Source organism: Streptomyces mirabilis, from assembly GCF_039503195.1.
In the GTDB taxonomy this organism is placed as follows: Bacteria; Actinomycetota; Actinomycetes; order Streptomycetales; family Streptomycetaceae; genus Streptomyces; species Streptomyces mirabilis_D.
The window spans coordinates 7,571,773-7,589,228 of record NZ_JBCJKP010000001.1 but is presented as its reverse complement, the minus strand read 5'-3'; the positions used below and the strand labels follow the sequence as shown (position 1 = coordinate 7,589,228).

The following is a 17,456-nucleotide window of genomic DNA, read 5'->3' as shown; positions in this document are numbered from 1 at the left end:
GCGCCTCTTCGGCACACGTGGGCAGGGGGGTCCAGCATGGGTAAGGCTTCCATCCTGCCCTTTTCGGCCGTAAACCGGCTGTAAGACGGGTGACAGGCGCCCGGTACGACGGTCTCGGGGCCCGGGAATGCGAGATTTTCTCGTCGGGTTGAGGTTTCTACGGAAGGGAGCGGGGGGAGGACGGCTTTACACCCCGCGATCACGCTCTGCATGTGGCAAGCCACCTTGTGGTACGTCCAACCGCTTCCGCAGAGCGGGCGTGGGTGTCCGGCACCGTCGCCGCCCAGCCCGGGCAGCGCTGGGCACCCTCTGGAGACGTGATCGCCCCTTCCCAACGGCACACCCCCGTGCCACCGACCCACGACCCAGGACGAGGGGGCGCAGCATGGACGCATTCACCGCAGGACTTCTGCAGCGCATAAGGGCGACCGAGTCCGACCTGACGCGGGCTCGCGAAACAGGCGACGACTTCCTCGCGGAGGTCGAGCAGGCCGAGCTCGAGGACCTGCGCCGCCTTGCCGCCGAGCACGGTGTGGAGGTCGGCGCGTCGCGCGTCTGAGCAGTTCGTACGAGAGCGGGGCCCCGGCATCGATCCAGTGCCGGGGCCCCGCTCCGTTGTTGTGCGTACCGAATTCCGTAGCCGCTGCACGCACAGGGTGCCGTACGCGGCGGGAACGGTGGGTGTCCTCAGTCGTGCCAGGCGCCGAACTCCTCCAGAAGCCGCTGGAGGGGCTCGAAGACGCCCGGGGAGGCCGCGACCGCCAGATCGCCTCCGGGGCGCTCTCCGGGGCGTCCACCGGTCAGGGCGCCCGCCTCACGGGCGATCAGGTCGCCCGCCGCGAGGTCCCAGGGGTGCAGACCGCGCTCGTAGTAGCCGTCGAGGCGGCCCGCGGCGACGTCGCACAGGTCGACGGCCGCCGAACCGCTGCGCCGGATGTCGCGCAGGAGGGGGATCAGCCGGTGGGCGACCTCGGCCTGGTGGACCTTGACCCCGGTCACGTAGTTGAAACCGGTCGAGACCAGGGCCTGGTCCAGGGGCGGCGACGGGCGGCAGGCCAGCCGGCGCTCGCCGACCCAGGCCCCGGTGGCCCGGGCGCCCCTGCCTCGCACGGCGCTGTAGGTCTCGCCGCGCATCGGTGCCGCGACGACACCGACGACGGTCTCGCCGTTCTGTTCGGCCGCGATGGACACCGCCCAGGTCGGCAGCCCGTAGAGGTAGTTCACCGTGCCGTCGAGCGGGTCGACGACCCAGCGGATGCCGCTGGTGCCCTCGCTGGAGGCGCCCTCCTCGCCGAGGAAGCCGTCGTGGGGGCGGTGCTGGGAGATCAGGTCGGTGATCAGCTTCTCGGCGGCGATGTCCATCTCGGTGACGACGTCGATCGGGCTGGACTTGGTGGCGGCGACCGTGAGGTCCGCCGGGCGGCCGTCCCGCAGCAGCTCACCGGCGCGGCGGGCGGCGTCGTGGGCGAGCTGGAGCAGTTCGGTGTGCAAGGGCTCGATCACGGGGCTCCTCAGGCGTACGGGCTGTCGGCGCCCGCGGCGGCGGGCTTGGGGGCGCGGGCCGGGCAGCAGCCCACAGGGCACAGGCCGTGGCTCGCGCCGAGCGCGCCCAGGGCGCAGGGTGTCACCTGCAGCCCGTTCTCCGTCGCGGCGCGCTCCAGGACGAGGTCGCGGATCGCCGCGGCGAAGCGGGGGTCGGCGCCCACGGTGGCCGAGCGGCGCACGGGCAGACCCAGCTCCTCCGCCTTGGCCGTCGCCTCCGTGTCGAGGTCGTACAGCACCTCCATGTGGTCCGAGACGAACCCGATGGGGGCCATCACGACGGCCGGTACCCCGGCCCCGTGCAGCTCCTCCAGGTGGTCGCAGATGTCGGGTTCGAGCCACGGGATGTGCGGGGCTCCGGAGCGCGACTGGTACACGAGCTGCCAGGGGTGCTCGATCCCGGTCTCCTCGCGCACCGCGTCGGCGATCAGCTTCGCCACGTCCAGGTGCTGCTTGACGTAGGCGCCGCCGTCGCCGTGGTCCTCGGCCGGGCCGGAGGTGTCGGCGGCGGCGGTGGGGATGGAGTGCGTGGTGAAGGCGAGGTGCGCGCCCGCCCGTACGTCCTCGGGGAGCTCGGCGAGGGACTGCAGGACGCCCTCGATCATGGGCTCCACGAAGCCGGGGTGGTTGAAGTAGTGCCGCAGTTTGTCGATCTTCGGCAGCTCCAGACCCTCGGCCTCGAGGGCCGCCAGGGCGCCGGCGAGGTCCTCGCGGTACTGCCGGCAGCCCGAGTACGAGGCGTACGCGCTGGTGGCGAGGACGAGGACGCGGCGGCGGCCGTCGGCGACCATCTCGCGCAGGGTGTCGGTCAGGTACGGCGCCCAGTTGCGGTTGCCCCAGTACACGGGCAGGTCCAGGCCGTGGTCCGCGAAATCCTTGCGGAGGGCGTCCAGCAGGGCACGGTTCTGGTTGTTGATCGGGCTGACCCCGCCGAACAGGAAGTAGTGCTGCCCCACTTCCTTCAGCCGTTCCTTGGGGATGCCTCTCCCCCGCGTCACGTTCTCCAGGAACGGAACCACGTCGTCCGGGCCCTCGGGGCCGCCGAACGAGAGCAGGAGCAGGGCGTCGTAGGGGGAGGCGTCGAGCACATCTGGCATGTGTCCGATCCTGCCATCCGTCGCTGACAGCCGGACAACAGCCACATGACAAGCGGAATCGGGGAGTACGCGAAGGAGTGCGTTAGGGCCACCTAACCCGTAAGCTGTATCGGCCATCTACACGCCTTACCGGCGTCCGACCGCACGCGGTGACCGTGCGGCCGGGCCGAGCCCACCGGAGACCCTTCGTGCCCAGCCCGTACCGCGCCCTGTTCGCCTCCCCCGGCTCCAAGGGCTTCTCCGCCGCGGGCTTCCTCGGCCGGATGCCCCTGTCGATGATGGGCATCGGCGTGGTGACGATGATCTCCCAGCTCACCGGGCGCTACGGGCTCGCGGGCGCGCTGTCGGCGACCACGGCGCTCGCCGCCGCGGTGATGGGCCCACAGGTCTCCCGGATGGTGGACCGGCACGGCCAGCGGCGGGTGCTGCGCCCCGTCACCCTGTTCGCGCTCGCGGCGGCCGCCGGGCTGCTGCTGGCCGCGCGCTTCGAGTGGCCGGACTGGGCGCTGTTCCTCTGCGCGGCCGGGATCGGCTGCGTCCCGAGCATCGGCGCGATGATCCGGGCCCGCTGGGCGACCCTCTACGGAGGCACCCCGCAGTTGCACACCGCGTACTCGTTCGAGTCCGTGGTGGACGAGATCTGCTTCATCTTCGGGCCGATCCTCTCCATCGGCCTGTCCACGGTGTGGTTCCCGGAGGCCGGACCACTGCTCGCCGCCTGCTTCCTGGCGGTGGGCGTCTTCTGGCTGACCTCCCAGCGCGCGACCGAGCCCGTGCCGCACCCGCGTGAGCACCACACCAGCGGTTCGGCGCTGCGCGCGGCCGGACTCCAGGTCCTGGTGGCCACGTTCGTGGCGACCGGAGCCATCTTCGGGGCCGTGGACGTGGTCACCGTGGCCTTCGCGGAGGAACAGGGCCACAAGGGCGCCGCGAGCGTGGTCCTGGCCCTCTATGCGGCGGGTTCCTGCGCGGCGGGAGCCGTGTTCGGACTGCTGCACTTCAAGGGGGCGCCCGAACGTCGGTGGCTGCTGGGCATATGCGCCATGGCCGTGAGTATGATCCCCCTGCTACTGGTCGGAAACTTGCCGTTTCTGGCCGTGGCGCTGTTCGTTGCGGGCCTGTCCATCGCTCCCACGATGATCACGACGATGTCCCTCATCGAACAGCACGTACCACGCGCGAAACTGACCGAGGGCATGACCTGGGTGAGCACCGGACTCGCGGTCGGGGTCGCGCTCGGCTCCTCCGTTGCCGGCTGGGTGATCGACGCCGCCGGCGCGAAGGCCGGGTACGGGGTTCCGGCGGTGTCCGGAGCCGTCGCGGTCGCGGTCGGATTCCTCGGGTATCGCCGGCTGAGCAGGCCGGTTCCGCAGCGGGAGGGGACCCATGAGCACCACAGTGAGCGGGAAGAGCGGCACGTGGCGTAACTGGGCGGGGAACGTCACCGCCCGTCCCGTACGGGAGGTCGCCCCCGCTTCGGTCGAGGAGCTCTCCGCGGCCGTACGCAAGGCGGCCGACGACGGTCTGAGGGTCAAGGCCGTCGGCACCGGGCACTCCTTCACCGCCGCCGCCGCGACCGACGGCGTGTTGATCCGCCCTCAACTGTTGACCGGCATCCGCAACATCGACCGCGGGGCCGGGACCGTCACCGTTGAGGCGGGCACCCCGCTCAAGCGTCTCAATGTGGCTCTCGCGCGCGAGGGGCTGTCGCTCACGAACATGGGCGACATCATGGAGCAGACGGTCTCGGGCGCGACCAGCACCGGAACGCACGGCACGGGCCGCGACTCGGCCTCGATCGCCGCGCAGATCAAGGGACTTGAGCTGGTCACCGCGGACGGTTCGCTCCTCAGCTGCTCCGAGGAGGAGAACCCCGATGTCTTCGCGGCGGCCCGGGTGGGCATCGGCGCCCTGGGGATCGTCACCGCGATCACCTTCTCCGTAGAGCCCATTTTTCTGCTCACGGCCCGCGAGGAGCCGATGACCTTCGACAAGGTCACCGCCGACTTCGACGAACTCTTCACCGAGAACGAGCACTTCGAGTTCTACTGGTTCCCGCACACCGGCAACTGCAACACCAAGCGCAACAACCGCAGCGCCGGCCCCGAGAGGCCGATCGGGCAGATCGCCGGCTGGATCGAGGACGAGTTCCTCTCCAACGGGGTCTTCCAGGTGGCCAATCTGGTCGGCCGCGCCGCGCCCACCACCATCCCGACGATCGCCAAGATCTCCAGCCGGGCCCTGTCCGCGCGGACCTACACCGACATTCCCTACAAGGTCTTCACCTCTCCGCGCCGGGTGCGCTTCGTGGAGATGGAGTACGCCGTTCCGCGCGAGGCGCTCGTCGAGACGCTGCGCGAGCTGAAGACGATGGTCGACCGCTCGTCCCTGCGGGTCAGCTTCCCCGTCGAGGTGCGCACGGCCCCCGCGGACGACATCGCGCTCTCCACCGCGTCCGGGCGGGAGAGCGCCTACATCGCCGTCCACATGTTCAGGGGTACGCCCTATCAGGCGTACTTCACCGCGGCCGAGCGGATCTTCACGGCGCACGAGGGCCGCCCGCACTGGGGCAAGGTGCACACCCGCGACGCGGAGTACTTCTCGAAGGTGTATCCGCGCTTCGGCGAGTTCACGGCGCTGCGGGACCGCCTTGACCCGGATCGCCGCTTTGGGAACGACTACCTGCGCCGGGTGCTGGGCTCGTAGACGAACCGTCCGTGGGCGCCGGGGAGTCGGCCGGCGCCTGCGAAGCGGCACTGGAACTCGGCGTCGGCGTAGGGGACGCGGCACGGCCGTCACCCTGAGTGGCGCCGGTGCCGAAGCCGTCTCCGGTGCCGGGAGTGCTGTCGGTGACCGACGGCTCCCTGGACGAGGAACCGCTCGAAGGACTCGAAGGTGTCGTACCGGGCGTCGAGTGGGAGCCGGAGCCACCGCTCTTGAGGGCGTCACCGACAGTGGTGCTCGTGCCGTCGCCGCTGAAGCTCTGCCCCGACACCAGCTCGTACGTCGTGATCCCCGCCATCGTGACGCCGAAGACGAGCGCCGCCGCGACCACCGGACGCTTCCAGCTCTTGACCCGGGCGCGATAGACGGTGCCCTCGGTGAACGCCCCCGGTACCGGAGCCTGCTCGGGCCTCGGTTTCGCCTGGACCGTGACATCGCGGAGCTGTTCGCCGGTGCGCTTGAAGAAGTGCTGGAAGACGGTGCCCCCACAGGTGGCGATCGCGCTGACCACTCCGGCGCCCAGGATCGTCCCGTACACCCCGAAGTAGGAGGCGAATTTGGCCGCCACCACCGCGGCCACGGCGCTGCCCGCCACTTGCGGAAGGCTCAGGTCCACCCGCTTCCTCCTCGGCGCCCCTTCCTTCGCCCCCGGTTCCTCGCCGGTATCCGACTTCTCGTGCATCCCCGGACCTTGCCTGCCTTTCCCGTACTTCTCGACCGCTTGCACGAGAAAGGGACGGACAGGCGAAACGTTTAGTTCCGTTTCTGGCGATTACGTGAAGTACGACACGTTTCAAGGTCACTCATACGGCACAGCGGACGGCCAACTAGCACCCCTCACTAGAAGTTGGGCGGCGTGCCGATCCACGCACATGGCCCGAATGGAGTACTGTTGCGAGCCCTGGGTCCGGACTCCCGCCAGGGTGTCCGGGGCCTGACAGGACCGCCGGGAGGGGGCTCGTTGCACAGGGTGATGGAGTTCGTCACTTAGCGTTGCGAATAGGTAACCGTGCCATAACGGCGACCCCGGGCCCGTGCCCGACACGCCGGGCAACTCGGCAAGGTTGTGGCAGGCTGCACCCGGGCAGGCCACACTCGACTAGCGGAAGCAGCGACGCACGTGACGTCGGCAGGCACCACCCGGGAGGTCCCCATGCCCGAACTGCGTGTCGTGGCCGTCTCTAACGACGGCACACGGCTGGTGCTGAAGGCTGCGGACAGCACGGAGTACACGCTTCCGATTGACGAGCGTCTGCGCGCCGCTGTTCGCGGCGACCGTCCCCGCCTCGGCCAGATCGAGATCGAGGTGGAGAGCCATCTCCGCCCCCGAGACATCCAGGCACGGATACGTGCCGGCGCCTCCGCGGAGGAAGTCGCCCAGCTCGCGGGAATCCCCGTCGACCGGGTGCGTCGCTTCGAGGGCCCCGTGCTCGCCGAGCGTGCGTTCATGGCCGAGCGGGCCCGGAAGACTCCTGTCCGCCGCCCCGGTGAGAACGCCGGACCCCAACTCGGTGAGGCCGTCCAGGAACGGCTGCTGATCCGGGGCGCGGAGAAGGACACCGTCCAGTGGGACTCGTGGCGTCGTGACGACGGCACGTGGGAAGTGCTGTTGGTCTACCGGGTCGCGGGCGAGCCGCACTCGGCGAGCTGGACGTACGACCCGCCCCGGCGGCTCGTCCAGGCCGTCGACGACGAGGCGCGCTCGCTGATCGGCGAGTCCGACGACCTCGCGGCGCCCGAGCCGAGCTTCCCGTTCGTCCCGCGTATCGCACGGCTACCGCGCGACCGCCCGCTGGACCGTGCCCTGGACCGGCAGATGGAGCGCCCGAGCCTGCCCGGACCCTCTCCCGAGCCGATCGAGGAGAGTGTGAGCGACCGCGACTCGCTCACCAGCCTCCTGGAAGCGGTGCCCAGTTTCCGGGGCGACATGGTGGTGCCCGAGCGGCCCGCCACCGCGGAGCTCCCGGCGACGGAGGAGCCACCCACCGAGCCCGAGGCGGAGGAGCCCCCGGCCCCCGCGGCCTCGGCCGGTGCCGGGTCCGCCTACGCGGACGTGCTCATGCCGCGCTCGGTCGGCAGCCACCGCGACCGTCTCGTCGGCGCGACCGACCGCCAGGCCGAGGCCGACGGCGTCCGCCCGGGCCGCAGAGCGGCGGTCCCGAGCTGGGACGAGATCGTCTTCGGGACGCGACGAAAGAAGCAGGACTAGTCAGTTGTACGGCAAAGGGGCCCGCGCCACGCTGGAGCGGGCCCCTTTGCCGTTACTCGGGGTCGGGGTCCACCGCGAGTTGCCGTTACTCGGGGCCGGCCGCGAGTTGCCGTTACTGGGGGTCGGGGCCCACCGCGATCGGACGGCCGCCGTCCCGCGACCACTCCGACCAGGAACCCACATACAGCGCGGCCGGGATGCCCGCGACGGCGAGCGCCAGTACCTCGTGGGCGGCGGACACGCCCGAGCCGCAGTAGACGCCGACCTCCGAAGTGCCGGTCACACCGAGGGACTTGAAGCGCTCCGCGAGCTCGCTCGATGGCCGCAACTCGCCGGTCTCCGTGACGTTCTCCGTGGTCGGCGCCGAGACCGCGCCCGGGATGTGCCCGCCCACGGGGTCGATCGGCTCGACCTCGCCCCGATAGCGCTCACCGGCCCGGGCGTCGAGCAGCAGCCCCGTACGGGCGAGCGCGGCGGCCCCGTCCGCGTCCAGCAGCGGCCGGGCGCCCGCGACCGGCTCGAAGGTTCCGCGGGCGGGCTCGGGGACCTCCGAGGACACCGGCCCGCTCCAGACGGCCAGCCCGCCGTCAAGCACGCGCACCGACGGATGCCCCGTCCAGCCCAGCAGCCACCAGGCCCGCGCGGCGGCCCACCCCACGCCCCCGTCGTACACGACGACATCCCGGTCCTCGGACACCCCGGCGGCCCGCATCGCCTCGCCGAAGACCTCCAGGTCGGGCAGCGGATGGCGGCCGCCCTCGCCCGGCTCCCCGGCCAGTTCGGCGTCCAGGTCGACGAAGACCGCGCCGGGGATGTGCCCTGCCGCGTAGGCGGCTCGGCCGTCGAAGGGGGCGGCCCCGGCGGCCGTCGCCGTGGAGAGCTGCCAGCGGATGTCGAGCACGACCGGCGGGTTCGGTCCCACCAGGTCGCTCGCGAGTTCGGATGCGGAGATGATGGCGTTCATGGCCACCATCCTTGCGTACGGGGTGGCCCCGGCGTCCAGGTCCGGCTACTCTGCTCGGCCGGACAGGTCCGATCACCCGGCGTACGGGATCGGGCACATGCTGTACAACCGATGGACACTCCCCGGCAATCGCGCGGAAACGGATGGGAAACGGCTCATCGGGCATTCTCCGGCAGTGGACCACTACACGATGGCGCCGCCGGGGCGCGCAGGGTGACGGGTGGTGCGAGCATCGGCACGGGGCGTGCACGCGCGCGATTGCGATACGCGTGTTGGTAGGCGGAAGGTGAACGGCCACCGCGAGGGGCCGAGGAGAGAGTGACGATGACCGAGGCACGGGAGTCGGCCGGCCCGAACGGCACCACGAACGCTCGGCACGCACCCGGCGTGCCCTGCTGGGTGAGCCTGATGGTGCACGGGATGGCCACGACCCAGGAGTTCTACGGAGGGCTGTTCGGCTGGGAGTTCCAACCGGGCCCACGGCAGCTCGGCCCGTACGCGCGGGCCCTGCTCGACGGCCACGAGGTGGCGGGAATCGGCCAGATGCCACCCGACCGGCATCTGCCGATCGCCTGGACGCCGTACTTCGCCTCGGAGGACGTGAACCACACCGCCGAGTCGGTACGGCACTGCGGCGGCACCGTGGGCGTGGGTCCCCTGGACGCCGGAGAGGCCGGGCGGCTGCTGATCGCCTCGGACCCCACGGGCGCCGTCTTCGGGGTCTGGCAGGCGGCGGCCCATCTGGGCACGGCGCTCCACGGGGTGCACGGCACCCCCGCCTGGATCGAGTTGGTGACCCGCGACACCGAGAGCGTCGTCAAGTTCTACCAGGGGGTCTTCGGACACGAGCCGGAGCCGGTGGTCTCGGCCGACTTCGACTACATGACCCTGCGCATCGACGGCCGCCCGGTGGCAGGCATTCACGGCGTGGGCCACGGCCTGCCCCGCGACCGCGGCGCGCACTGGCTGACGTACTTCGAGGTCGCGGACGTGGACGAGGCCGTCGCCCAGGCCACCGACCTCGGCGGACACCTCCTCAAGGCGGCCCACGACTCGCCCTACGGACGGGTGGCCACGGTGGCGGACCCGGAGGGCGCGGTGTTCTCGGTGATCCGCACCGAGCGATGACCCACGCTGCGCGCTGAGAGTCAGGCGGAGGCGATCGGCAGTACGTCGGGCGAGAGGGCGCCCGCGCGGGCCGTCGACGCCGTCATCCGGCGCCGGTGGTGTCGACGGCACAGGACCTCGTAACCGATGTCCTCCGCCTGATTGACGTCGCCGACGACCACCTGGGCGCCCTCGACGACCATTTCGCCGCCTATCGTGCGGGCGTTGTGGGTGGCACGGGCGCCGCACCAGCACAGGGCCTCGACCTGGAGGACCTCGACCCGGTCGGCGAGCTCCACGAGCCGCTGGGAGCCGGGGAAGAGCTTGGAGCGGAAGTCGGTGGTGATGCCGAACGCGAAGACGTCGACCCCCAGGTCGTCGACCACCCGGGCCAGTTGGTCTATCTGGCCGGGGGCCAGGAACTGCGCCTCGTCCGCGATCACGTAGTCCGCCCGGCCGCCCTGGGAGAGATGGTGGACGAGGTGCGCGTACAGGTCCTGGTCGTCCGCGACCTCCACGGCGTCCGTGACCAGGCCGAGGCGCGAGGAGAGCTTGCCCTCCCCCGCGCGGTCGTCACGCGTGAAGATCATGCCCTGCAGGCCCCGGGCCGAGCGGTTGTGCTCGATCTGGAGAGCCAGCGTCGACTTCCCGCAGTCCATCGTTCCGGAGAAGAACACCAGCTCGGGCATGGGGAGTTGAGACCTTTCGACAAGAAGGGAGGCGGGCGGAGGAGCGACGGCCGGGGAGGGGTCAGGTACGTACTTCCAGGAGCGGAACGTGCTGCTCCACCGGTGCCATCGAACCGTGGTTGCCGACCATCGCCGACTCCTTCGGCTCCCGCTCGGTCGCGACGATCAGGACGTCGTCGCAGGCCGCCGCCACGACGTCGCCGATCCGGGCGTACACCCGTTCGTCGACCTGCGGCCCGAACCAGCCCGCCGCGATCGCCTCGTCGCGTGAAGCCACCCAGAACTGCTCGCCGAGGACCTCTCGCCAACAGGTCAGGACGTCCGCCTCGGCACCAGGGACGGCGTACACATGCCGGGCCCGGGCCTCGCCGCCCAGCAGGGCGACTCCCGCGCGCAGCTCCCAGTCCTCGTCGAAGTCGATGCGGTGCTGCTCGTCGAAGGGGATGTCGATCATGCCGTGGTCGGCGGTGACGTACAGCGCCGCGCGCGGCGGCAGTTGCTCCGCGAGGCGCTGGACCAGGCGGTCGACGTACATCAGCTGGCCGCGCCAGGGGTCCGAGTCGACGCCGAAGCGGTGGCCCTTGCCGTCCACCTCGGCGTAGTAGGTGTACACCAACGAGCGGTCGCCGGCGGCCAGTTGTTCGGCCGCGAGGTCCATGCGCTCCTCGCCGGACAGCCGCCCGTGGAACGTTCCGCCGCTCAGGGCGATCTTCGTGAGCGGGGTGTTCTGGAAGGTCGGGGACGAGACCTGGGCCGTGTGCACGCCCGCCGCGTCCGCGAGCTGGAAGACGGTGGGGTACGGCTGCCAGGCGCGGGGTTCCGTCCAGGGGCTCCAGCGCAGCTGGTTCATCAGCTCGCCGGTCCTCGGGTTGCGCACGGTGTAGCCGGGCAGGCCGTGCGCGCCGGGCGGCAGACCCGTGCCGACGGAGGCCAGGGAACTCGCGGTGGTCGCCGGGTAGCCGGCCGTGATCGGGCGGCCGGTGCCGCCGCGTGAGCTTCCGAGGAGGGAGCTCATGAAGGGGGCCTCGTCCGGGTGCGCCTTCAGCTGCTCCCAGCCGAGACCGTCGATCAGGAAGATGCAGTTCCGGTCGGCCTCGGTCAGTTCCGGTATGGCCGTGTTCATACCGGGGACGCCCATGCCGGCGGCGAGCGTGGGCAGCAGATCGGCGAGCGAGCCCGCGCCGTACTCGGGGACGGGCGCGGAATCGATGGCCAGCGGTTCCGGGTGGTCCCAGGTGGGCAGCGCCATCAGCGGGTGATGTCCGCGGTCGCCTCGGAGAGGGACTGCGCGAAGGCGAGGGCCTGGCGCACCGTCTCCGGGCCGTCCCCGGCCTCGCTGACGCGCAGGCTCAGGTCGTCCGCCGTCGAGTTGCCCGTGTAGCCGTGGTCCGCCTCGCAGTTGGGGTCGCCGCAGGCCGCGGGCTCCAGGTCGATGCGGGAGACCGCGCCCCAGCCGATGGTCAGGACGACCTCGCGGGGCAGCGTGCCCGGCGTGTACGACTCGGGGTTGGCGACGACCCGGCTGACGACGACCGACGAGATCCGGCCGAGTTTCACGGACTCGGTCGAGGTCGTGGCGTACGGCGTCGGTGAGGTCGTGTCCGCGTTCTGCTCGTCGGTGTGGCTCACGATGAAGCGGTTACCGGTGAGGACGAGCACGGTCACGTGCCGGCGCACCTCGTTGGCGTCGAACGTCGTCTCCTGGTGGACCAGGTACGACCGGATGGTGTCGCCGCCGATCGCGGCCTCCACCGCCTCGGCCACGAGGGCCGGGTAGTAGCCGCTGCGCTCGATCGCCGCTCGCAGCCCCTGGGTCGTCGTACTGGTCTTGGCCATGACGTCCATCCTACGGTGGCCCACTGACTGCGAGGCACCGCTCGCGGGTGTCTGTCGTGGACGGATCAGAACGAATCCTCGACGGCGGCGGGCGCCGGCACGGCTCGGACGACGGACCGGCACGGCTCAGACCACGGGACCGGTACGGCTCAGACCACGGGAAGCGTGCGGGGGCCGAGGTCGTCGCGGACGGGGGCGCGGGCCAGCCGCACGGTGGCGCCGAGCACGCTCAGGCCGCGCGGGGCGACCACCACCGGCTCCAGGGAGACGGCGACGACCTCCGGGTGGTCGTCGACCAGCCGCGAGACACGCAGCATCAGCTCTTCGAGGGCCACGGTGTCGACCGGCGCCGAGCCACGCCAGCCGAACAGGAGCGGCGCCGTCCGGATCGACCGGACCAGCGAGCTCGCGTCCCGGTCGGTGACCGGAACCAGCCGGTGTGCGGTGTCCCCGAGCAGCTCCGACGCGGCTCCGGCCAGGCCGAACGAGAGCACCGCTCCGGCGGCCGGGTCGATGACGGCCCGTACGACCGTGTCGACCCCGCGCGGCGCCATGCCCTGCACGACCGGGCGCAGCACCTCCGGCGTTCCGAAGAGGTCGGTCAACTCCGTGTACGCCCTCCTCAGTTGCGCCTCGTCCGTCAGATCCAGGCGTACGCCGCCCAGGTCGGCGCGGTGTCTCAGGTGCGGTGCGGTGGTCTTGAGGGCCACGGGGTAACCGAGGGTGCGCGCGGCCGCCGCGGCCTCGTCGGGTGTCGGCGCGGGCAGTGCCCGGTGTACGTCGATGCCGTACCGCCCGAGCAGCACGCAGGCGTCCTCGGGGGCGAGCGTCAGTCCCGAGCCCCGGGAGAGCACCTCGTCGATCTGCTCGGCGGCGCCCTTCTCGTCGATGTCCTCGTACTCGGGGACCTTGCCGGGGTCGGCCACCTCGCGCCGCCACTGGGCGTACTTCACGGCCTCGCCGAGGGCGCGGACGGCGCGCTCCGCGGCGGGGTAGGCGGGGATGAGCCGGGGGCTCGCCTCCGAGGGGCCGCTGACCGCGGAGGCCGGGCGTTCGGCGGGACGGGGCGCCTGGCCCGTGCCGGGTGCCGTGGACGCCGCCTGTGGTGCGGTGCTGGCCGCCGCCGACAGGGCCTCCGCGAGGCCGCCGAGCTCGACGTGCACCACGAGCACCGGCTTCGCCGGGGCCGAGGCCGAGGCCGATCGCAGGGCCTTTGCCAGGGCCGCGTCCTGGGCCGACGTCTCCCCCACGGCCGGTATGGCGGTCACCACCACGGCGTCGCACCTGTCATCGGCGAGGGCTTTCGTCAGCGCCCGGTGGAAGTCCTCCGCCGAGGCCGCCGTGGTGAGATCCAGCGGAGGAAGCGGTCGTAGTCCTTCGGCGAGGCACGCGTCGAACGTCAGCAGCCCCAGGGACTCCGAGTTGCCGAGGATCGCCACCCGGGGTCCGGCGGGGAGCGGCTGGCGGGCCAGCAGAAGCCCCGCGTCGACCAGCTCGGTGATCGTGTCGACCCGGATCACCCCGGCCTGCCGCAGCAGCGCGGACACGGTGGCGTGCGGCAGCCGGGTGGCCCGTACGGCATGCCCCTGGGGAGCGGCGGCGTGCCGCGCGCCCTGGACCACGACCAGCGGCTTGGCGGCCGCCGTCCGCCGGGCGAGCCGGGTGAACTTGCGCGGGTTGCCGATGGATTCGAGATACATCAGGACGACGTCGGTGTCCGGGTCGTCGTACCAGTACTGGAGTACGTCGTTGCCGGACACGTCCGCCCGGTTCCCGGAGGAGACGAAGGTGGACACTCCGGTCACGCCGGTGACGCCGCCGCCGCGCCGGTGCAGCCGGGAGAGCAGTGCGATCCCGATCGCGCCGGACTGGGCGAACAGGCCTATCCGCCCGGGGCGCGGCATCTCGGGCGCGAGCGAGGCGTTGAGGCGCACCTCGGGAGAGGTGTTGATGACCCCGAAGGCGTTCGGTCCGATGATGCGCATCCCGTACGTACGCGCCTGGCGGACGAGTGCGCGCTGGCGCTCGCGTCCGGCGGGGCCGCTCTCGGCGTATCCGGCGGAGACGACCACGAGGCCCTGCACCCCGTGCTCGCCGCACTCCGCGACGACTTCGGGGACGTACGGCGCGGGCACGGCGACGACCGCGAGGTCGACGGGCTCGGCGATGTCGCGGACGGATCGGTGGGCCGGGACGCCGTCGAGCTCCTTCTCCTGGAGTGCCTTGTTCACGGCGTACAGCCGCCCGGTGAAACCGGCCGCGCGCAGGTTGTCGAGGACGCTGCGTCCCACCCCGCCGGGGGTGCGGCCCGCTCCTATGACGGCGACCGAGCCGGGCGCGAGCAGTCGCTGCACGGACCGCGCCTCGGCGCGCTGTTCCCGCGCGCGCTGCACGGCGAGCGAGCGGTCGGTGGGTTCGAGGTCGAACTCCAGGTGTACGACACCGTCCTCGAAGTGCCGCTTCTGCTGGTACCCGGCGTCCGTGAACACCTTGATCATCTTGGTGTTGGCGGGGAGCACCTCGGCGGTGAAACGGCGGATGTCCCGCTCTCTGGCGACGGCCGCGATGTGCTCCAGGAGGGCCGAGGCGACGCCACGGCCCTGGTGGGCGTCCTGCACGAGGAAGGCGACCTCGGCCTCGTCCGCGGGTACCGAGGCGGGCCGACCATCGGCATTAATACGGTCATAGCGTACGGTGGCGATGAACTCGCCGCCGACCGTGGCCGCGAGTCCCACCCTGTCCACAAAGTCGTGGTGCGTGAAGCGGTGGACATCCTTGGCGGACAGGCGCGGGTAGGGCGCGAAGAAGCGGTAGTACTTCGACTCGTCCGAGACCTGCTCGTAGAAGCTCACCAGCCGCTCGGCGTCGTCGACGGTGATGGGCCTGATGCGGGCGGTGCCGCCGTCGCGCAGCACCACGTCGGCCTCCCAGTGGGAGGGGTACTCGTGCCGGTCCGACGAGGTCTGCATGGGCCCCAGAGTACGGCTCGCGTCCGACAGCGGCGCGAGGCAGGCTAGGGACACCGAAGTCGGATCCAGGCCGGGATCCGACGCGGAGTTCGGGACGGGAACAACTCCCTTCCCGGACTCGCTTCACGTTGTGGAACACTGGTCTAGACAACCCTGAACACCTGAAGGGCAGCATCACATGGCTGAGCGCCGCGTCAACGTCGGCTGGGCCGAGGGCCTCCACGCCCGTCCCGCCTCCATCTTCGTCCGGGCGGCCACGGCCTCCGGTATCCCCGTGACGATCGCCAAGGCGGAGGGCAACCCCGTCAACGCGGCCTCCATGCTGGCGGTCCTCGGCCTGGGCGCCCAGGGCGGCGAGGAGATCGTCCTCGCCTCGGACGCCGAGGGCGCGGACGCCGCGCTCGACCGGCTGGCGAAGCTGGTGGCGGAGGGTCTCGAGGAGCTCCCCGAGACCGTCTGAGAAAGAGCCCCCGAGCGGGGTTCCTCAATTGATGGCGGGAGTGGTCTTCGCACCAAAAGACCCCGCCCCGCACACATTCGAAGGGCTCGCCTGAAAACATCGGGCGAGCCCTTCGCTTTTCCAATTGCGGGCAGCAGAAATAATCCCCCGCGAATTACCCCTCTTTGTATACGGCGCCGGTGTTAATGACGCACGCCCGTCATGTTTACGGGATGTTGCGAAGTTCTCACACGCTCCGGACGATCTCCCCCGCCGGGAAAACGCAGCCGGTGTGCGACCGTCGCACGCTCGGCGTGCAGCGCCGTGACGGCCCGCGCCCGCTCGCTGTCGCCGCGCGCCACCGCGTCCACGATCCCGCCGTGCTCCGCCCAGGACTCCGCCGGATTGGCCGGCGCCTCGACCGCGTACATCCAGGCGATCTTGTGCCGCAGCTGGGCCAGCGTGGAGGTCAGCGCGGGGCTCCCGGAGGCCTGCGCGAGGGTCTCGTGGAACCAGCCGCCGAGCGAGCGCAGATCCTCGCTGTTCCCCCTCCTGGCCCGCTCCTGCCCCAGTCTGACCAGGCCTCGAAGCACCTTGAGGTGGGCCTCGGTGCGCCGCTGAGCGGCCCTCGCGGCGCCCAGCGGCTCCAGGAGCATGCGCATCTCGAGGAGGTCCGCGGCCTCCTGCTCGGTGGGCTCCGCGACGCACGCGCCCGCGTGCCGACGGGTGACGACGAAGCCCTCGGCCTCCAGCGTGCGCAGGGCCTCGCGCACGGGGACCCGCGAGACGCCATAGCGTCGCGCGAGCAGTTCCTCGGTGAGCCGGCTGCCGCGCTCGTAGACACCCGCGACGATGTCGTCACGGATCGCCGTGCATACCGAGTGCGCGGGAATGCGCATGACCGGACCTCCGCCTTAATCCCCGCGAAACGCGGTCGATTGACGCTTGTTCAGTGACTCTATTGCAGAGAACCGGAATTTCCGATGGCGGGCCGGAATCCATGGATATTTTTTGGACAGACTGTCGTTCGAAACGACGAAGCCCCGGCTGGGGGGAGCCGGGGCTTCGGAAGTGTTGACGCCGGTCGTCAGACGTTCGGGCTGTGCGAGCGTCAGACGTTCACGCCGTGCGAGCGGAGATAGGCGACCGGGTCCATGTCGGAGCCGTACTCCGCCGTCGTACGGGCCTCGAAGTGGAGGTGCGGCCCCGTGGTGTTCCCGGTCGAGCCGGACAGGCCGATCTGCTGGCCCGGGGTGACCGTCTGCCCCACGGAGACACCGATGGACGACAGGTGGCCGTACATCGTGTAGGTGCCGTCGTGCATCTTCAGGACGATCTGGTTGCCGTACGCGCCACCCCAGCCGGCCGTGACGACCGTGCCGGAGCCGACCGCGTGGACCGGGGTCCCGGAGGCGGCGTGGAAGTCGACGCCCGTGTGGCTGCCGGAGGACCAGAGGCTGCCGCCGGTCTTGTAGCCGGTGGAGATGTACGAGCCGGTGATCGGCAGGACGAAGGTGTTGAGGCGCTTGCGCTCGGCGGCGCGGGCGGCACGCTCCTTGGCCTCGCGTTCCTTCTTCGCCTCCTCGGCGGCCCTCTTGCGCGCGGCTTCCTCGGCCTTCTTGCGCGCGGCGGCCTCGTCGGCGGCGCGCTTCTGGGCGACGGCCTGCGCGTCGATCTGGGCGGCGACGTTGTCGCCGAGGGTGATGGCCTGGGTCAGCCCGGTCTGCTCGACGGAGGCGTCCGCGGCGAGTGCCGGGGCGGCCAGGGTTCCGATGACACCGGTCGTGGTGAGCGCGGCGACGCCGACGGCGTTCGTGGTGGAGCGCTTCACGCGGCTCGGACGGCGGTGTTTCCCGGGGCCACAGGTGAACGCCATGTAG

General features: G+C 71.2%; 16 protein-coding genes. 6 read left to right on the top strand and 10 right to left on the bottom strand.

The annotated features are described in order from the left end of the window. The first annotated feature begins 385 nt into the window (after positions 1-385). Positions 386-559 carry a hypothetical protein gene (locus AAFF41_RS34735; RefSeq protein ID WP_165854003.1) on the top strand — a complete coding sequence of 58 codons (174 nt, stop codon included), beginning with the start codon at positions 386-388 and terminating at the stop codon, positions 557-559. 128 nt (positions 560-687) lie between these two features. Here AAFF41_RS34735 and AAFF41_RS34730 read toward each other — a convergent pair whose 3' ends face one another. Further along, the gene (locus AAFF41_RS34730; RefSeq protein ID WP_343325162.1) at positions 688-1,503 is read right to left on the bottom strand and encodes an inositol monophosphatase family protein; all 816 of its coding nucleotides are present in this window, start codon (positions 1,501-1,503) and stop codon (positions 688-690) included. 8 nt (positions 1,504-1,511) lie between these two features. Further along, positions 1,512-2,639: a ferrochelatase gene (locus tag AAFF41_RS34725; protein ID WP_319748468.1), complete on the bottom strand. Its 1,128-nt coding sequence runs from the start codon at positions 2,637-2,639 to the stop codon at positions 1,512-1,514. A gap of 188 nt (positions 2,640-2,827) precedes the next feature. Here AAFF41_RS34725 and AAFF41_RS34720 point away from each other — a divergent pair, with 188 nt between their 5' ends. Next, positions 2,828-4,066: an MFS transporter gene (locus AAFF41_RS34720; RefSeq protein WP_343325161.1), complete on the top strand. Its 1,239-nt coding sequence runs from the start codon at positions 2,828-2,830 to the stop codon at positions 4,064-4,066. Further along, the gene (locus tag AAFF41_RS34715; protein ID WP_319748466.1) at positions 4,026-5,345 is read left to right on the top strand and encodes a D-arabinono-1,4-lactone oxidase; all 1,320 of its coding nucleotides are present in this window, start codon (positions 4,026-4,028) and stop codon (positions 5,343-5,345) included. Before AAFF41_RS34720 ends, AAFF41_RS34715 begins: the two co-directional genes overlap by 41 nt. Here AAFF41_RS34715 and AAFF41_RS34710 read toward each other — a convergent pair. Continuing rightward, positions 5,269-6,045, bottom strand: coding sequence for a hypothetical protein (locus AAFF41_RS34710; protein WP_319748465.1), 777 nt, complete (start codon positions 6,043-6,045; stop codon positions 5,269-5,271). The two genes, AAFF41_RS34715 and AAFF41_RS34710, sit on opposite strands and share 77 nt — an antisense overlap. A gap of 471 nt (positions 6,046-6,516) precedes the next feature. On the opposite strand from AAFF41_RS34710, the gene sepH reads away from it, so the two are divergent. Next, entirely contained in the window at positions 6,517-7,572 is a 1,056-nt protein-coding gene (gene sepH, locus AAFF41_RS34705; protein ID WP_097224578.1) for a septation protein SepH, read from the top strand. Between the two features lie 112 nt (positions 7,573-7,684). Here the strand turns inward: sepH and AAFF41_RS34700 are convergent, their stop codons facing one another. Further along, a complete protein-coding gene (locus AAFF41_RS34700; RefSeq protein WP_343325160.1) occupies positions 7,685-8,536 on the bottom strand; it encodes a sulfurtransferase in 852 nt (283 codons plus the stop codon). Between the two features lie 324 nt (positions 8,537-8,860). Here AAFF41_RS34700 and AAFF41_RS34695 point away from each other — a divergent pair, with 324 nt between their 5' ends. Continuing rightward, positions 8,861-9,664: a VOC family protein gene (locus tag AAFF41_RS34695; RefSeq protein ID WP_319748462.1), complete on the top strand. Its 804-nt coding sequence runs from the start codon at positions 8,861-8,863 to the stop codon at positions 9,662-9,664. A gap of 20 nt (positions 9,665-9,684) precedes the next feature. Here AAFF41_RS34695 and AAFF41_RS34690 read toward each other — a convergent pair whose 3' ends face one another. The 4 genes from AAFF41_RS34690 to AAFF41_RS34675 form a co-directional block, all read right to left on the bottom strand. Then, positions 9,685-10,332, bottom strand: a complete 648-nt coding sequence (locus AAFF41_RS34690) for a thymidine kinase (RefSeq protein WP_319748461.1) — start codon at positions 10,330-10,332, stop codon at positions 9,685-9,687. Between the two features lie 61 nt (positions 10,333-10,393). Then, entirely contained in the window at positions 10,394-11,581 is a 1,188-nt protein-coding gene (locus AAFF41_RS34685) for an alkaline phosphatase family protein (protein ID WP_343325159.1), read from the bottom strand. Next, the gene (locus AAFF41_RS34680) at positions 11,581-12,168 is read right to left on the bottom strand and encodes a DUF5998 family protein (RefSeq protein WP_054229916.1); all 588 of its coding nucleotides are present in this window, start codon (positions 12,166-12,168) and stop codon (positions 11,581-11,583) included. Before AAFF41_RS34680 ends, AAFF41_RS34685 begins: the two co-directional genes overlap by 1 nt. 149 nt (positions 12,169-12,317) lie before the next feature. Further along, entirely contained in the window at positions 12,318-15,137 is a 2,820-nt protein-coding gene (locus tag AAFF41_RS34675; RefSeq protein ID WP_319748459.1) for a bifunctional acetate--CoA ligase family protein/GNAT family N-acetyltransferase, read from the bottom strand. Positions 15,138-15,315: 178 nt separating this feature from the next. On the opposite strand from AAFF41_RS34675, the gene AAFF41_RS34670 reads away from it, so the two are divergent. Continuing rightward, entirely contained in the window at positions 15,316-15,597 is a 282-nt protein-coding gene (locus tag AAFF41_RS34670; protein WP_054229914.1) for an HPr family phosphocarrier protein, read from the top strand. Positions 15,598-15,779: 182 nt separating this feature from the next. On the opposite strand, the gene AAFF41_RS34665 is transcribed toward AAFF41_RS34670, so the two are convergent. Beyond that, positions 15,780-16,475 carry a GntR family transcriptional regulator gene (locus tag AAFF41_RS34665; protein WP_060901134.1) on the bottom strand — a complete coding sequence of 232 codons (696 nt, stop codon included), beginning with the start codon at positions 16,473-16,475 and terminating at the stop codon, positions 15,780-15,782. 212 nt (positions 16,476-16,687) lie between these two features. Further along, positions 16,688-17,452, bottom strand: a complete 765-nt coding sequence (locus AAFF41_RS34660; RefSeq protein ID WP_319748458.1) for a M23 family metallopeptidase — start codon at positions 17,450-17,452, stop codon at positions 16,688-16,690. Between the last annotated feature and the right edge of the window lie 4 nt (positions 17,453-17,456).

What these genes read in the sequence shown, in the direction of transcription:
- AAFF41_RS34735 (WP_165854003.1), top strand. Translation starts at nt 386, where the DNA reads ATGGACGCATTCACCGCAGGACTTCTGCAGCGCATAAGGGCGACCGAG.
- AAFF41_RS34725 (WP_319748468.1), bottom strand. Translation starts at nt 2,639, where the DNA reads ATGCCAGATGTGCTCGACGCCTCCCCCTACGACGCCCTGCTCCTGCTC.
- AAFF41_RS34715 (WP_319748466.1), top strand. Translation starts at nt 4,026, where the DNA reads ATGAGCACCACAGTGAGCGGGAAGAGCGGCACGTGGCGTAACTGGGCG.
- AAFF41_RS34710 (WP_319748465.1), bottom strand. Translation starts at nt 6,045, where the DNA reads ATGCACGAGAAGTCGGATACCGGCGAGGAACCGGGGGCGAAGGAAGGG.
- sepH (WP_097224578.1), top strand. Translation starts at nt 6,517, where the DNA reads ATGCCCGAACTGCGTGTCGTGGCCGTCTCTAACGACGGCACACGGCTG.
- AAFF41_RS34700 (WP_343325160.1), bottom strand. Translation starts at nt 8,536, where the DNA reads ATGAACGCCATCATCTCCGCATCCGAACTCGCGAGCGACCTGGTGGGA.
- AAFF41_RS34695 (WP_319748462.1), top strand. Translation starts at nt 8,861, where the DNA reads ATGACCGAGGCACGGGAGTCGGCCGGCCCGAACGGCACCACGAACGCT.
- AAFF41_RS34690 (WP_319748461.1), bottom strand. Translation starts at nt 10,332, where the DNA reads ATGCCCGAGCTGGTGTTCTTCTCCGGAACGATGGACTGCGGGAAGTCG.
- AAFF41_RS34685 (WP_343325159.1), bottom strand. Translation starts at nt 11,581, where the DNA reads ATGGCGCTGCCCACCTGGGACCACCCGGAACCGCTGGCCATCGATTCC.
- AAFF41_RS34680 (WP_054229916.1), bottom strand. Translation starts at nt 12,168, where the DNA reads ATGGCCAAGACCAGTACGACGACCCAGGGGCTGCGAGCGGCGATCGAG.
- AAFF41_RS34675 (WP_319748459.1), bottom strand. Translation starts at nt 15,137, where the DNA reads ATGCAGACCTCGTCGGACCGGCACGAGTACCCCTCCCACTGGGAGGCC.
- AAFF41_RS34670 (WP_054229914.1), top strand. Translation starts at nt 15,316, where the DNA reads ATGGCTGAGCGCCGCGTCAACGTCGGCTGGGCCGAGGGCCTCCACGCC.
- AAFF41_RS34665 (WP_060901134.1), bottom strand. Translation starts at nt 16,475, where the DNA reads ATGCGCATTCCCGCGCACTCGGTATGCACGGCGATCCGTGACGACATC.
- AAFF41_RS34660 (WP_319748458.1), bottom strand. Translation starts at nt 17,452, where the DNA reads ATGGCGTTCACCTGTGGCCCCGGGAAACACCGCCGTCCGAGCCGCGTG.